The following is a 12,913-nucleotide window of genomic DNA, read 5'->3' on the forward strand; positions in this document are numbered from 1 at the left end:
TCGGTCTGCGTTCGGGAAATTGTCCCCACAGCGATCCCAAGATGACCGGAATGAGGGCAATTTCATGGCACTGCGCGACGAGCCGGAGGTACCGACGAGCAGCATGCCCGAACCCGTGGCGCGATCCGCCGACGTCATCGTGCTCCCTGGAGCCAAGTCTTCTCAGGGGATCGCCAGGGGAGCGGGCGATACCTTCTACTGCGGCGATCTGTTCCTCGGCAACATCTACCGGGGAGATCTCAGGCGCCGGACTGCCGAGTTGTTCATCAAGGTTCCGGTCGGCCGGCTTGCGATGGGCTTGTGGGCCGACCTCCGGCATGGGTGGCTCTTCGTCGGAGGCGGTCTGGGCTGGGCTTACGTGTACGACCTCGAGAGTGGTGCAACCGTTGCCACTTACCAGCTCGGCAAGGTCGACGATCTGGCGTCGACGGTCGTCAACAAGGTCTTCGTCACCGCGAAAGGCGCCTACTTCAGCGACTCCTCGGCCGGCGTCTTGTACTTTGTGCCGATCACCCCCGCGGGTGAGCTCGGTCCGGCGAGCACCCTGCCGGTCACCGGACCGGCTGCGGAGATCAGCGGCGAGTTCAACCTCAACGGGATCATCGCACCCGATGCCGGGGCGCCGTTGATCGTCTCGCACACGGCCAACGGCAAGCTCTACACCGTCGATCCGGAGACCGGCAACAGCCGGACGATCGAAGGTGTCGATGTCCCGAAAGCGGACGGCCTGGTCCTTGACGGGCCACGGCTGTGGGTCGTGCAGAACCGGGTCAATCGGGTGTCGCGGGTTCTGTTGAGCCCCGATTGGACCACTGGCAAGGTCGAGCGGGTCATCACGCACGACGCGTTCCAGTTTCCTGCGACCGCCATCGCTTTCGAAGACCAGCTGGCCGTCATCAACGCCAAGTCCGACACGGCGGAGACCGGATTGCCGCCCACCGCCGACGAGTACGAGGTCGTCTTCGTCGGCAGATGACCGGCGCACGACGGTTTCCGGCAGACGGTGGACCGACTAGTTTCGCAAGGAATGGCAGACATGGACGATGTGTTGGCAGGAGTGGGATCGCGGCTGCGGGCAATCCGCAGGCAGCGAGGCACGACCCTGGCCGATGTGGCGGCCGCGACCGGGCTCTCGATCTCCACGCTGTCGCGATTGGAGACCGGCCGCCGGCGTCCGACGCTCGAAGCACTGTTGCCGCTCGCGCGGACCTATGGTGTGCAGATCGACGAGCTCATCGGCGCACCGCCCACCGGAGATCCGCGCGTCCACCTGCGACCGGTGCAGCGCAACGGGATGACGTTCATCCCCTTGACTCACCGGCCTGGTTCGCTGTTGGCGCACAAGGCGGTCATCCCGGCGCGACGTCGGCCCCCCGAAAAAAGGAGCCACGAGGGGTATGAATGGATGTACGTGCTCAACGGCCGCCTCCGGTTGCTCCTCGGCGACCAGGAACTGGTGCTCTCCGAGGGCGAGGCAGCCGAGTTCGACACCCATGTGCCGCACTGGTTCGACAGTGCGGACGCCGCTCCGGTCGAGGTGCTGATCCTCTTCGGCCGTCAAGGCGAACGCGCCAACCTTCGCGCGTACACCAGCCCGCGCTAGCGGCGGGTGGCGCGGACCCGGAGCCGCAGCTCTGGGTCCACCCGGCTTCAGCGGCGCCCTTGAACCGGAATCCATTCCTCGTGGAGCATCTGGGCGACGAAATGCGCACGGCTCGGCGAGTTCACCTTGTTGAGGACGGCCGACACGTGCCGCTTGGCACTGTGCAGCGAGATTCTCAGTTTGTCCGCGATTTGCTGGTTGCTGCGGCCTTCCAGGAGCAACTCGATGACATCGCGTTCGCGGGGGTTGAAGTAAGGCCGGTGCTGCGAAGGTGGCGGTGCCTCGCTTGATCGGGCGCGCTCCAGCAGGTAGTTCGCGACTGGGGCGGGCATGGGTAGTTCTCCGCGCAGCAGAGCCTGCAGGGTGCTGTCCAGCGTCGCCTCGGTGACGTCGTGCACCATGAGGTAGCCATCGGCGTGCGTCTTCGCGGCCATGGCGAGGTGCTCGGGGTCGGCCCTGATGAGCAATTCGAGTATGCGGCTGGCCGGAAACGCAATTCGGACACGATCGGCGATATCGTCGGGAGCGCAACAGCTGACGATGATGATGTCAGGATTCCACTCGTTGCCCCGCGCGCTCAACAGTTCTTCTATCCTCCGATGAGACTCGAGATCGCGGACTCGCTCGAGTCTTCCGAGCATCGTTTCCAAACCGCAGCGGAGAACCTCCAGTGACTCGAGTACAGCGACATCCATTCCCCCTACCCTCCCGGAATTCGTCGTCTACGTTCCTGAATCTGAACCGTTGCAGAAGCTTCGCGTCATCTGGATGGCTCGTGGGGTGATGGTCAATGGATTGAATCTCTACGGACAGGCCGCCCACGCTGCCTGCAGCTGAGCGAACGAAGCCGGATGCAAACCTCTGGACGTGTCCGCGCTCGGCCGTTTGCCGTCGACCTGCCTCAAGGCGTGCGGGTAGCCGGAACCCGGGGCGGGCTCCGGAGATATCGTCGCGCTGAGGAAGCCAGGATTTCGTGGCAGTGAAGGTTCTGCCCGTAGCGGATGAGGTGTGAGTCGGTCCTGCAGTGGTCTTCCGCGCCCGTGAGCGGGGTTCCAGGCGCCTCAGGTGCACCGTCACTGCGGTTCGCCGACGGCGACATCCTCGGCCAGTAGCCCCGACCTTCTGGCGTGCCAGGCGAACGCCTGGGGCCGATAGAGCTCGCCCGTGTGGCCGTGACGCTTCCTGCTGTCAACTTCGTTGCACCGCAAGCTTCCCCCCGAGTCCCCAGTGACCAGAGCTCGTCAATAACTTACAGTCTACCCGCGAAATACGGTAGCCGCACCAAATTAACGGCGGCAGGGAGGCGTTCGCCGGGCCTGGTGTGGTGTGACGTGCGGTGCCGACGTGTCACGACTGCTCTTGATCGATCTGGTGTTCCGCGTCAGATCGCCATCCTGTCCGGCTGTGATACCTTAGGAGGGTAGCGTAAGGGACGTTTGTCCCTGTGTGACAGGTGCTCAGGTTCACCGCGGCTTGGAGTCGGTGATATCAAGCCGTTCGAAGACCGAGATGCACGTGCCTCGCTTCCTCTCGTGGTAGGGCTACCCCCTATGTGTATGCCGTCGCGATCTGGCTTGATGGTGTCGTGAAGGCGAGATCGTCCGGCGCGGAACGTTGGCTCGGACTGCTCACATGCGATGCCGCAGCAGTGCGGAAGTCGCGCCTTTCCTGCGCTGCGCGTGGTGATTCCGAAGTTGTGTGTCGCCGAATCGGCGTCCGTGCCAAGTGCACGGGCGGGACGCCCCAGGTGTGACGAGCTTCTTCGGCGCTGGTCCGATCGAGTGTCGATCAAGGCGCTGTCCAGCACCATTCCTGGTGCCCGTACTGCTTTCTGGAAGGTCTGCGCAGTCGTTCGGCTGCTGAGTCGAGCCGACACCCGCGACGAGTCGCAGGTCCACTGCTGTCCATCGTCTCTTTTGGACAGTGCTGGAGCGAGCCTCTTCGTGGTTGGCGCTGCTCTGGGTGATCCTGGTCGGTCTTCGGAAGCATCGGCCGAATCTTGAAGCTTCGTGAGCCAAGGTGGCCGGCGTGTGCGGCGGCACCGAGGAGACTTGCCGCGAAATCACTTTTCGGATCGTCGAAGGGCCTGTCACTCGGATGGCGGTAGGATAGTCCGGGCATCGATCGCGGCCTGGAGATGCGGGCACACGGCGATGTCCTCGTGGTCACAGTCCAGCGCACAGTCGATGAGCTCCAATGACCTTTTTCTGCCGCGATGCGGGCGGCCAGCTCGGTGCGGTGGCGGCGCAGGATGGCTGTCCGCGCGGCTGGGTCCCGTGTGGCCAGCATCTCCCGGATGGCCTCCAGGCTGAATCCGGCTTCCTTCGCGCGCAGGATCATGGCGACGCGGTAGACGTCCGCGGGCCGGTCGTGCGGCTCGAGGCCGAAGACCCGGATCAGTTGACGCCGTTTCGCGGCCACTCTCACAGCCGATCTGAAGAGGTTCTGTCGACGCGATAGCTGGACGGTGAGCTGGCAAGGCTGGGAAGCGCCCGATGGGCCGGTCGTTCGGCGGCCGCGTGCCACGCTGGTCACGCTCGTCGGAGCCGCGGCTTGTGTGTGCGGCGGCGGTTCGGGCACGCTATCCGACCGGGCCGCGCTATCGGACCGGCCGCGCTCACCTCAGTGCGAGCTCACCGTCGAAAACCATCAGCAGGAGGCCGGCGAGCGGGCCCGCCATGACGGATGCGGCCGCCGTGACGTAGGCCATGGTCTCCGCCCACCTGCCGACCGCGGGTTTCGTCTCGGACTCGGCGGGACGGAGCGCGCCCACGATCCACCGCAGGTAGTAGAAGAGGCTGGCCACGGTGTTGACGGCGGCCACGACGACGAGCCAGCCGTATCCGCCGTCGAGGGCCGCGGTGAAGATGGTCAGCTTTCCGGCGAAGACGGCGGTCGGTGAGGTGCCGACGAGTCCGAGCAGGCACACCACAAGGGGCACGGCCAGCCACGGCCGCTGGCGGAGCAGCCCGGTACTCGCCGATCAGCTTTCGCTGCGGAAGAGCGCACACGACCGCGAAGGCGCCGAGGCCAGTCGACGGCCGAGCCCATGCGCATTCCCCGCCGTAATTGCCTTGCCTGAGGGGACCACACTGCAATGGCCACGCCACGCCAGCACCTCACCATCGCTTTCGCATGCAAGTACGTCGACATGAAGTGGCCGCGCGCCGCTGGGAAGTCGCGTGCCGGAAACGCTGATGCTCTCGCTAGTGTGACGCCGGCGTTGCTCACGACCACGCGGGGCGCGCCGGACAGCAGGACGCTTCGCCGCGCGCTCACCGGGTGGGCGTTCAAAACCAGACGCCGCGATGAGCCGAAGCCTCGGGAAGTGGAGCAGGCGTTGAAGTGGCTGAAGTCGAATACCGCCCCGGTGTCGAGGCTTAACGATAAGGCCGTTCTTCGCGAAGTGCTGGAGGTTCTGTCGCTCAAGCTCGACGGGAAGCAGGCCGCCGCAAAGACCGTCAACCACAAGCGCGCCGTTCTGTTCACCGCACTGGAGTACGCCCATGAACTGAAGCTGTTGACCGCAAATCGACTTTCCGAGGTGAGTGGACGGCCCCGAAGTCCGTCCGGGCGATCGACAAGCGCGTGGTCATCACCCCGAAGCAGGCGAAGAGCCTGCTGTCCGAAGTGGAGGCACAACCGCGGCTTTCCGGCCGGAAGAGGTAGCCATGCTGCGCAAGTCGGACTTGCCGCTCCCGGAGGAGGGTTGGGGCGAGCTGCTGTTGTCGGAGACCGCTCCGATCACCGGAGCGGCCTGGACGGACAGCGGAGAGCGCCGGGACCGCCGGCAGCTCAAGCAGCGGGGAAGGGGAGAGGTCCGCACAGTGCCGTCCCACCGCCGTTGACGGCGATTCTGCACACGCACCTGACCACGCTCGGCACGGCGGCTGATGGGCGGCTGTTTCGGAACCTGACTGGGGGAGACCTCGCCGAATCGACGATCGGCCGAGTCTGGGACAAGGCACGCAAAGCAGCATTCTCCGAGGAGGAGTACGCCTCGCCGCCGGCAAAGAGCCCCACGACCTCCGCCACGCCTGTGTGTCCACCTGGCTGGCCGCTGGGCTGCCGTCCACGCAGTGCGAGGGCCGGCCACTCCGTCGCGGTGCTGCACCAGATCTACGCCAAGGTGATAGCCGGTCTGGAGTCGGCCGCCCACGACCGCATCGAGCGGGCTCTCGGCTGGGAGAGCTGACGGCCGGTAGCTGGGGGCGTATGGGGGGTGGAGGGCCGTAGACGGCCGGACAGCCCCGGACACCGCCGGACCGAACAAGAGCGGCCCCTGCCCAGGTTCTGCCTGGTCAGGGGCCGTTTTCTACAGGGTGATCGCCAGTGCCCCCGGTGAGATTCGAACTCACACTGGACGGGTTTTGAATCCGTTGCCTCTGCCAGTTGGGCTACGGGGGCGTGACGTGGTGACTCTACGGGATCACCGGACCCCCGCCGTGGTCGGGGCCATCCTCTGCGGTCGCAGTGTCATGCTGGCCACTTCGTGGTGAACGCCATCTCTTTCTCTGGATCGTTCCCGGTAGGCTTCAGGTTCGCGGAAAGCCGCGAACGTCAACGCCCGCCGAGTCTTCAGGAGGACCCCGGTGACCGATCAGGCTACCGAGGCCCACGGTGCCGCCACCGTGCCGCAGCGTCGGGTGCTCGTCGCGGAGGATGAGGCTCTCATCCGGCTCGACCTCGTCGAAATGCTGCGGGAAGAGGGCTATGAAGTCGTCGGGGAGGCCGGTGATGGCGAGCAGGCCATCGCGCTGGCCACCGACCTCAAGCCCGATCTCGTGATCCTCGACGTCAAGATGCCGAAGCTCGACGGCATCGAGGCCGCTTCCAAGATCACCGGTGACCGGATCGCGCCCGTCGTCATCCTCACCGCCTTCAGCCAGCGTGACCTCGTCGAACGCGCGCGGGATGCCGGGACCATGGCCTACTTGGTCAAGCCCTTCGCGAAGCGTGACCTCGTGCCCGCCATCGAGCTCGCCGTCAGCCGGTTCTCCGAACTGCAGGCCCTCGAGGCCGAGGTCGCCGGGCTCACCGACCGGCTCGAGACGCGGAAGGTCATCGACCGCGCCAAGGGGCTGCTCATGAGCCGGCAGGGGCTCACTGAGCCCGATGCCTTCCGGTGGATCCAGCGCACCGCCATGGACCGGCGGACCACCATGAAGGCCGTCGCCGAGGCCGTTGTCGAGAGCATCGGCAGCTGAACCCTCGCAAAACGGGCAAAAACATCGCCGTTTCGTAACGCTCCGGGTGCCCGAAAGGGCGTACTTGGTACCTTTGCGCGCCTTCTCGGCGTGGCCGGAGGCGATGATCGACACCGGGTCCGTAGACTCTGCACACCTTGACCCCGGAGTCAAGGGGCAGTCTGCGGGCTGCCGTGCACCGAGAGTCACTACCCGCTGGTCGTATTACGACGAGCGGGTGTAAACCATACGTTAATACTCGTGACGACCGTCACGATGTGGCTACAAGAGCACGTGTGACTCTGTGCAACGGCCGCCGGGGCGGCTACTTTCAGCGGCCAGTCAGGTCCCACGCCGGGACAGCCGCCCGACCGGGCGGCCAGGTGGCATTTGGAGGAACGAGTGCAGAAAGCACGACTTGCGAGGGTCATCGTGCTGGCCAGTGTCGGGGCCATCGCCCTCAGCGCGTGTTCGGCGCGGACGGACAGCGGCTCGAACAGCAACAGCTCGAGCTCCCAGTCCCAGGCCGCGGCGCCGTCCGCCGCCGCCGACGCGGCCGACCCGGCCGGTGACGGCAAGGCCCAGTGTGCCCCGACCTCCATCGCGTACGCGGGCACCATCAACGGCGCCAACGCCGCGCTGGGCGTCAACATCCTGAACGGCGCGAAGCTCGCCGTCGACCAGCACAACAAGGCCAACCCGGGCTGCCAGGTCAAGCTGGAGCAGTTCGACACCGAGGGCACGCCGGACAAGGCGCCCGGCATCGTGACGCAGATCGTCAACACGCCGGCGATCATCGGCGTCGTCGGCCTGCCGTTCTCGGGTGAGTCGAAGGCCGCCGGCAACATCTTCAACGGTGCCGGCCTGGTCACGGTCACTCCGTCGGCCACCAACCCGACGCTGTCCCAGAACGGCTGGAAGACCTTCTTCCGCGGGCTGGGCAACGACAACACCCAGGGCCCGGCCGCCGCGAAGTTCATGACCGGCGAGCTCAAGGCCAACAAGGTGTGCGTCATCAAGGACGACTCCGACTACGGCACCGGCCTGGCGGCTTCGACCATCCAGGCGCTCGGTGCCAAGGGCACCTGCCAGGACAGCGTCAAGACCAAGCAGACCGACTTCTCGGCCGTGGTCAACAAGATCAAGAGCGAGAAGCCGGACGCGGTCTTCTACTCCGGGTACTACCAGGAAGCCGCGCCCTTCGCGCAGCAGCTGAACGACGCCGGTGTCACGGCCAAGTTCGTCGGCCCGGACGGCGTGAAGGACGACGAGTTCGTCAAGGGCGCCGGCGAGGCGGCCGCGAACGCGTACTTCACCTGCCCGTGTGTCCCGGCTGACCAGTTCACCAAGTTCACCGACGCGTACAAGGCCGCGGTGGGCAAGGACCCGGGCACCTACTCGCCCGAGGCCTACGACCTGGCGACGATCCTGCTCAAGGGCATCGACTCGGGCAAGAAGGACCGCGCGGGCCTGCTCGACTTCGTCAAGAGCTACGACGGCCAGGGCATCACGAAGCACTTCAAGTGGGACGACAAGGGCGAGCTCTCCAGCACGACCGTGTGGACCTACAAGGTCGAGGGCGGGAAGATCGTCCGCAACACCGAGATCAAGTAGCGCAACGCTTCCGTTCTGATTACCGGGGTGCACGTCCGGCGGCTCGATCCCGCCGGGCCTGCACCCCGGTCCCACATGGAGAACTAGTGTGTCATTGACTCATGACCTGAGCTCGGCCGTGCTGGTCCACAGCGACAGCTGGATCACCTTCGACGTGAACGCGTTCCTGGACCAGTTCTGGAACAACACGTTCGACGGGCTGGCCTACGGCAGCATCTACGCCCTCGTGGCGCTGGGGTACACCCTCGTCTACGGCGTCCTGAAGCTCATCAACTTCGCCCACTCCGAAGTCTTCATCTACGGCGTCTACGCGACGTGGTTCACCTTCTACGGCCTCGGTTTCCGGCCCGGCAACACGCCCTCGCTGACGGTGGTGGAGCTGGTCGGCTTCCTGTTGCTGGCGTTGCTGGCCTCGATGGCGATATCCGGCGGCACGGCGGTGGTGCTGGAACGGGTGGCCTACCGGCCGCTGAGAAAACGCGGGGCACCCAAGCTGGTCTTCCTGATCACCGCGATCGGCGCGTCCTTCGTGCTGCAGCAGCTCATCTTCATCTGGCGCGGTGGCAACCCCGAACTCGGCATCCGCCTGATGCGCAACGAAGAGGTCTTCACGCTCTTCGGCGGCAGCATCACCAACGTCACGATCATCACGGTCATCGCCTCGATCGTGCTGATGCTGGGCGCCAACTACTTCGTCAACAAGACCAAGTTCGGGCGCGGGATCCGCGCGGTGGCGCAGGACCCCGACACGGCGACGCTGATGGGCGTGAACAAGGAACGCGTCATCATGCTGACGTTCCTCATCGGCGGCCTGCTCGCCGGCGCGGCGGCGCTGTTCTACATGATGAAGATCCCGCAGGGCGCCTGGTACCAGGGCGGCTTCCTGCTCGGCATCAAGGCGTTCACCGCGGCGGTGCTCGGCGGTATCGGCAACCTGCGCGGCGCGCTGCTGGGCGGCCTGCTGCTCGGCGTCGCCGAAAACTACGGCCAGTCGCTGTTCGGCGGCGGCTGGCGCGACATCGTCGCGTTCGTGCTGCTGGTGCTGGTCCTGATGATCCGGCCCACCGGCATCCTCGGTGAGTCGCTCGGAAAGGCCCGGGTATGACCACGACCACGACTCAGCCGGCGGCCTCGACCGCCACGAAGCGCTCGTTCGGCGAGCGCTGGAACAACCTCAGCCGCGTGCAGCAGTGGGGCATCCTGATCCCGCTGGTGGTGCTCATCTACTTCCTGCCGGTGCTGAACCCGCCGATCCTCACCACGCAGCCGGGGTACGACTTCCCGATCGCGATGTTCGAGGTGGCCCGCTACGCGCTGGTCGCCATCGGCCTCAACGTCGTCGTCGGCCAGGCGGGCCTGCTGGACCTCGGATACGTCGGGTTCTTCGCGATCGGCGCCTACGTGATGGCGCTGTTCACCAGCCCGGACTCGTCGCTGTCGCACCTGCCGTTCCTCGTCGTGCTCCCCATCGCGATGGCGGTCACGATGGTCTTCGGCGTGATCCTCGGGACACCGACGCTGCGGCTGCGCGGGGACTACCTGGCGATCGTGACGCTCGGGTTCGGCGAGATCGTCCGCCTGCTCGCCGACAACGTCGGCCCGCTGCGCGGCAACTCCGGGTTCAAGGAGGTCGGGCACCCGCCGGGCACGAACGCCAACGGGACCGCGCTGTTCAACAACTCGAACGGCATCCCCTGGTACTGGCTGTGCGTCACGCTGATCATCGCCGTCCTGTTCCTGGTCGGGAACCTCGAGCGCAGCCGGGTCGGCCGCGCGTGGGTCGCCATCCGGGACGACGAGGACGCGGCCGAGATCATGGGCGTGCCGACGTTCAAGTTCAAGATCTGGGCGTTCATCAGCGGCGCGGCGATCGGCGGTCTCTCCGGTGCGCTGTACGCCGGGCAGCTCGGCTTCGTCAACAACCAGAAGTTCGACGTCGTGACGTCGATGCTGTTCCTGGCCGCGGTGATCCTCGGTGGTTCGGGCAACAAGGTCGGCGTCCTGCTGGGCGCGTGCGTCGTCGCCTACGTCCCGCTGCGCTTCCAGGCGATCGCCGAGTACAAGTACCTGATCTTCGGCCTGGCGCTGATCGTCCTGATGATCTTCCGCCCGCAGGGCCTGCTCGGTGCGCGCCAGCGCCTGCTCGCCTACGGCAGGCAGGCCTACCAGCGGCTGCTGGGCCGGGGCGAGCAGATCAGCAGTGACGGTGCGCTGCAGACCGAACCGACCCCGGGGAGCAAGTCATGACCGACCCCCAGAACGGCCCCGAGGTCGTCGCGGAGGGCGGCCTCGTCGCCGAGCTGCAGCACATGACGGCCGAGGAGCGGGCCGAGCACGACGCCGAGGTCGCCGAGGTCGTCGCGCCGGACCGCGAGATCGACGTCGAGGTCGGGCAGACGCTGCTCGAGGTCGACGACGTGACCATGCGCTTCGGCGGTCTCGTCGCGCTCGACCAGATCTCGTTCAACATCCGCCGCGGCGAGATCCTCGGCCTGATCGGGCCGAACGGCGCGGGCAAGACGACGTGCTTCAACGCGATGACGGGCGTCTACCGGCCGACGTCGGGTGAAGTCCGGCTCGAAGGCCACGCGCTGGGCAAGACGTCCCGGCACGGCATCACCCAGCTCGGCATCGCGCGGACGTTCCAGAACATCCGGCTCTTCGCCGAGATGACCGCGCTGGAGAACGTCGTCGTCGGCACCGACGCGCGGCACAAGACCAGCCTGCTCGGGGCCCTGGTGCGCTCTCCGCGGCACCACCGCGAGGAGAAGGCCGCCGTCGAGAAGGCGATGGCCCTGCTGGAGTTCGTCGGCATCGCCGACCGCGCGGCCGACCGGGCGAAGAACCTGCCCTACGGCTACCAGCGGCGCCTGGAGATCGCGCGGGCGCTGGCCACCGAGCCGAAGCTGCTCTGCCTGGACGAGCCCGCGGCGGGCTTCAACCCGGCGGAGAAGGAAGACCTCATGGGTCTGATCCGGACGATCCGCGACGACGGCTACACCGTCCTGCTCATCGAACACGACATGAAGCTCGTCATGGGCGTGACCGACCGGATCGTGGTGCTGGAGTTCGGCAAGAAGATCGCCGAAGGACTGCCGGCCGAGATCCGCGAGAACCCCGCGGTGATCGCGGCCTACCTGGGGGTGCCTGACGATGACGTTGCTTGAGCTGTCGGACGTGTCCGTCCACTACGGACGGATCCAGGCGGTCTCCGGGCTGTCCATCTCGGTGAACGAGGGCGAGGTCGTCACGCTCATCGGCGCGAACGGCGCCGGCAAGTCGACGACCATGCGGGCCATCTCCGGGATCCGGCCGATCTCGTCGGGCAAGATCACCTTCGCCGGCGAGGACATCTCCAAGCTGCGCGGTGACCTGCGGGTGGTCCGCGGGATCTCCCAGGCGCCGGAAGGCCGGGGCATCTTCCCCGGCATGACGGTGATGGAGAACCTCGACATGGGCGCCTACGCCCGCAAGGACCGCAAGGACCTCAGTGCGGACCTGGAACGCGTCTTCGAGCTCTTCCCGCGGCTGGCCGAGCGCAAGACCCAGCTGGGCGGCACCATGTCCGGCGGCGAGCAGCAGATGCTCGCCATCGGGCGCGCCCTGATGGCGAAGCCGAAGCTGCTGCTGCTGGACGAGCCGTCGATGGGGCTCGCCCCGCAGTTCATCCAGCAGATCTTCCGGATCATCACGGAGATCAACAAGCAGGGCACCACGGTGCTGCTCGTGGAGCAGAACGCGCAGCAGGCGCTGTCCCGCGCCCACCGCGCGTACGTGCTCGAAACCGGCCGGATCACCAAGACCGGCACCGGCAAGGAGCTGCTCGCGGACAACAGCATCAAGGAGGCGTACCTGGGCGTCGGCTGACGTCCTGGAGTGCTTCGCCCCCGGCCCCGCGCGCTTCGGCGTGCGGGGCCGGTTTCTTGTGCGGCTCCTGTGCGGGACATGTGCGGCCGCCCGGCAGGCTGGGGATCATGGTCACGGCGTCGATCCAGCTCATGTGCCGGTGGGTACCGGCGATCGTCTTCGCCGTGTCCGCGCTGAGCAAGGTCCGCGGCCGGGCCGCGTTCGCCGGCTTCGTCGCCTCCCTGCGGCCGTTCGGCTTCGTCGGCGCCCGGCGGACGGTGTGGCTGGCCGGTGCGATCGCCTTTGCCGAGGGCACGGTGGCCGCCGCGCTCGCCGTGCTGCCGTGGGCCGGATGCCTGCTGGCCGCCGCGCTCGCCGCGGTGTTCGCGGCCGGCCTGACCAGCCGGATCCGGCGGGGGATCCGGGCCGAGTGCGCGTGCTTCGGTGCTTCCGCGCAGCCGATCGGGTACGGGCACGTGGTGCGCAGCGCCTGTCTCGTGCTCTTCGCGCTGGCCGGGCTTCCGGGGTGGTGGGGACCCGTGGGTTCGCCGGACCCCGCCGCGGGCCTGCTCGCGCTCGCCTGCGGCTCGCTGGTCGCCGTCCTGGTGATTCGGCTCGACGACCTGCTCGACCTGTTCTTCGGCGATATCCGGAACTGAAGGGG

The 12,913-nt window shown here is 66.8% G+C and carries 13 protein-coding genes and 1 tRNA gene; 10 read left to right on the forward strand and 4 right to left on the reverse strand.

Annotated elements, in window-relative coordinates:
* Positions 1–64: 64 nt before the first annotated feature.
* Positions 65–976: a hypothetical protein gene (locus AB0M93_RS13770; protein WP_364272507.1), complete on the forward strand. Its 912-nt coding sequence runs from the start codon at positions 65–67 to the stop codon at positions 974–976.
* Between the two features lie 51 nt (positions 977–1,027).
* Positions 1,028–1,603: a helix-turn-helix domain-containing protein gene (locus AB0M93_RS13775; RefSeq protein WP_364272510.1), complete on the forward strand. Its 576-nt coding sequence runs from the start codon at positions 1,028–1,030 to the stop codon at positions 1,601–1,603.
* A 47-nt stretch (positions 1,604–1,650) separates the two neighbouring features.
* Here AB0M93_RS13775 and AB0M93_RS13780 read toward each other — a convergent pair whose 3' ends face one another.
* Positions 1,651–2,298, reverse strand: coding sequence for a LuxR C-terminal-related transcriptional regulator (locus tag AB0M93_RS13780; protein ID WP_364272513.1), 648 nt, complete (start codon positions 2,296–2,298; stop codon positions 1,651–1,653).
* A gap of 1,093 nt (positions 2,299–3,391) precedes the next feature.
* The gene (locus tag AB0M93_RS13785; RefSeq protein ID WP_364272895.1) at positions 3,392–3,892 is read right to left on the reverse strand and encodes a hypothetical protein; all 501 of its coding nucleotides are present in this window, start codon (positions 3,890–3,892) and stop codon (positions 3,392–3,394) included.
* On the opposite strand from AB0M93_RS13785, the gene AB0M93_RS13790 reads away from it, so the two are divergent.
* Positions 3,800–4,063: a hypothetical protein gene (locus AB0M93_RS13790; protein ID WP_364272928.1), complete on the forward strand. Its 264-nt coding sequence runs from the start codon at positions 3,800–3,802 to the stop codon at positions 4,061–4,063. The two genes, AB0M93_RS13785 and AB0M93_RS13790, sit on opposite strands and share 93 nt — an antisense overlap.
* A gap of 157 nt (positions 4,064–4,220) precedes the next feature.
* Here the strand turns inward: AB0M93_RS13790 and AB0M93_RS13795 are convergent, their stop codons facing one another.
* Positions 4,221–4,544, reverse strand: coding sequence for a hypothetical protein (locus tag AB0M93_RS13795; protein WP_364272516.1), 324 nt, complete (start codon positions 4,542–4,544; stop codon positions 4,221–4,223).
* A 1,392-nt stretch (positions 4,545–5,936) separates the two neighbouring features.
* Positions 5,937–6,010, reverse strand: a tRNA-Leu gene (locus AB0M93_RS13800).
* A 185-nt stretch (positions 6,011–6,195) separates the two neighbouring features.
* Between AB0M93_RS13800 and AB0M93_RS13805 the strand changes: the two genes are divergently transcribed.
* From AB0M93_RS13805 to AB0M93_RS13835, 7 genes are all read left to right on the forward strand, one after another.
* Positions 6,196–6,810 (forward strand): response regulator, encoded by a 615-nt coding sequence (locus AB0M93_RS13805; RefSeq protein ID WP_364260368.1) that lies wholly within the window; start codon positions 6,196–6,198, stop codon positions 6,808–6,810.
* A 411-nt stretch (positions 6,811–7,221) separates the two neighbouring features.
* Positions 7,222–8,403 carry a branched-chain amino acid ABC transporter substrate-binding protein gene (locus AB0M93_RS13810; protein ID WP_364272898.1) on the forward strand — a complete coding sequence of 394 codons (1,182 nt, stop codon included), beginning with the start codon at positions 7,222–7,224 and terminating at the stop codon, positions 8,401–8,403.
* Between the two features lie 94 nt (positions 8,404–8,497).
* Complete coding sequence (locus AB0M93_RS13815) at positions 8,498–9,508, forward strand: branched-chain amino acid ABC transporter permease (RefSeq protein ID WP_364272901.1); 1,011 nt, start codon at positions 8,498–8,500, stop codon at positions 9,506–9,508.
* Entirely contained in the window at positions 9,505–10,650 is a 1,146-nt protein-coding gene (locus AB0M93_RS13820; RefSeq protein WP_364272518.1) for a branched-chain amino acid ABC transporter permease, read from the forward strand. Before AB0M93_RS13815 ends, AB0M93_RS13820 begins: the two co-directional genes overlap by 4 nt.
* Complete coding sequence (locus AB0M93_RS13825) at positions 10,647–11,570, forward strand: ABC transporter ATP-binding protein (protein WP_364272520.1); 924 nt, start codon at positions 10,647–10,649, stop codon at positions 11,568–11,570. The genes AB0M93_RS13820 and AB0M93_RS13825 overlap by 4 nt, the downstream gene beginning before the upstream one ends.
* On the forward strand, positions 11,557–12,270 hold the full coding sequence (locus AB0M93_RS13830; RefSeq protein ID WP_364272523.1) for an ABC transporter ATP-binding protein: 714 nt from the start codon (positions 11,557–11,559) through the stop codon (positions 12,268–12,270). The genes AB0M93_RS13825 and AB0M93_RS13830 overlap by 14 nt, the downstream gene beginning before the upstream one ends.
* Before the next feature lie 107 nt (positions 12,271–12,377).
* Positions 12,378–12,908, forward strand: coding sequence for a MauE/DoxX family redox-associated membrane protein (locus AB0M93_RS13835; protein ID WP_364272526.1), 531 nt, complete (start codon positions 12,378–12,380; stop codon positions 12,906–12,908).
* Positions 12,909–12,913: the final 5 nt, after the last annotated feature.

It is taken from the genome of Amycolatopsis sp. NPDC051102 (assembly GCF_040682815.1).
Taxonomy (GTDB): Bacteria; Actinomycetota; Actinomycetes; order Mycobacteriales; family Pseudonocardiaceae; genus Amycolatopsis.

What these genes read in the sequence shown, in the direction of transcription:
- AB0M93_RS13770 (WP_364272507.1), top strand. Translation starts at nt 65, where the DNA reads ATGGCACTGCGCGACGAGCCGGAGGTACCGACGAGCAGCATGCCCGAA.
- AB0M93_RS13775 (WP_364272510.1), top strand. Translation starts at nt 1,028, where the DNA reads ATGGCAGACATGGACGATGTGTTGGCAGGAGTGGGATCGCGGCTGCGG.
- AB0M93_RS13780 (WP_364272513.1), bottom strand. Translation starts at nt 2,298, where the DNA reads ATGGATGTCGCTGTACTCGAGTCACTGGAGGTTCTCCGCTGCGGTTTG.
- AB0M93_RS13790 (WP_364272928.1), top strand. Translation starts at nt 3,800, where the DNA reads ATGACCTTTTTCTGCCGCGATGCGGGCGGCCAGCTCGGTGCGGTGGCG.
- AB0M93_RS13785 (WP_364272895.1), bottom strand. Translation starts at nt 3,892, where the DNA reads ATGCTGGCCACACGGGACCCAGCCGCGCGGACAGCCATCCTGCGCCGC.
- AB0M93_RS13820 (WP_364272518.1), top strand. Translation starts at nt 9,505, where the DNA reads ATGACCACGACCACGACTCAGCCGGCGGCCTCGACCGCCACGAAGCGC.
- AB0M93_RS13825 (WP_364272520.1), top strand. Translation starts at nt 10,647, where the DNA reads ATGACCGACCCCCAGAACGGCCCCGAGGTCGTCGCGGAGGGCGGCCTC.
- AB0M93_RS13830 (WP_364272523.1), top strand. Translation starts at nt 11,557, where the DNA reads ATGACGTTGCTTGAGCTGTCGGACGTGTCCGTCCACTACGGACGGATC.
- AB0M93_RS13835 (WP_364272526.1), top strand. Translation starts at nt 12,378, where the DNA reads ATGGTCACGGCGTCGATCCAGCTCATGTGCCGGTGGGTACCGGCGATC.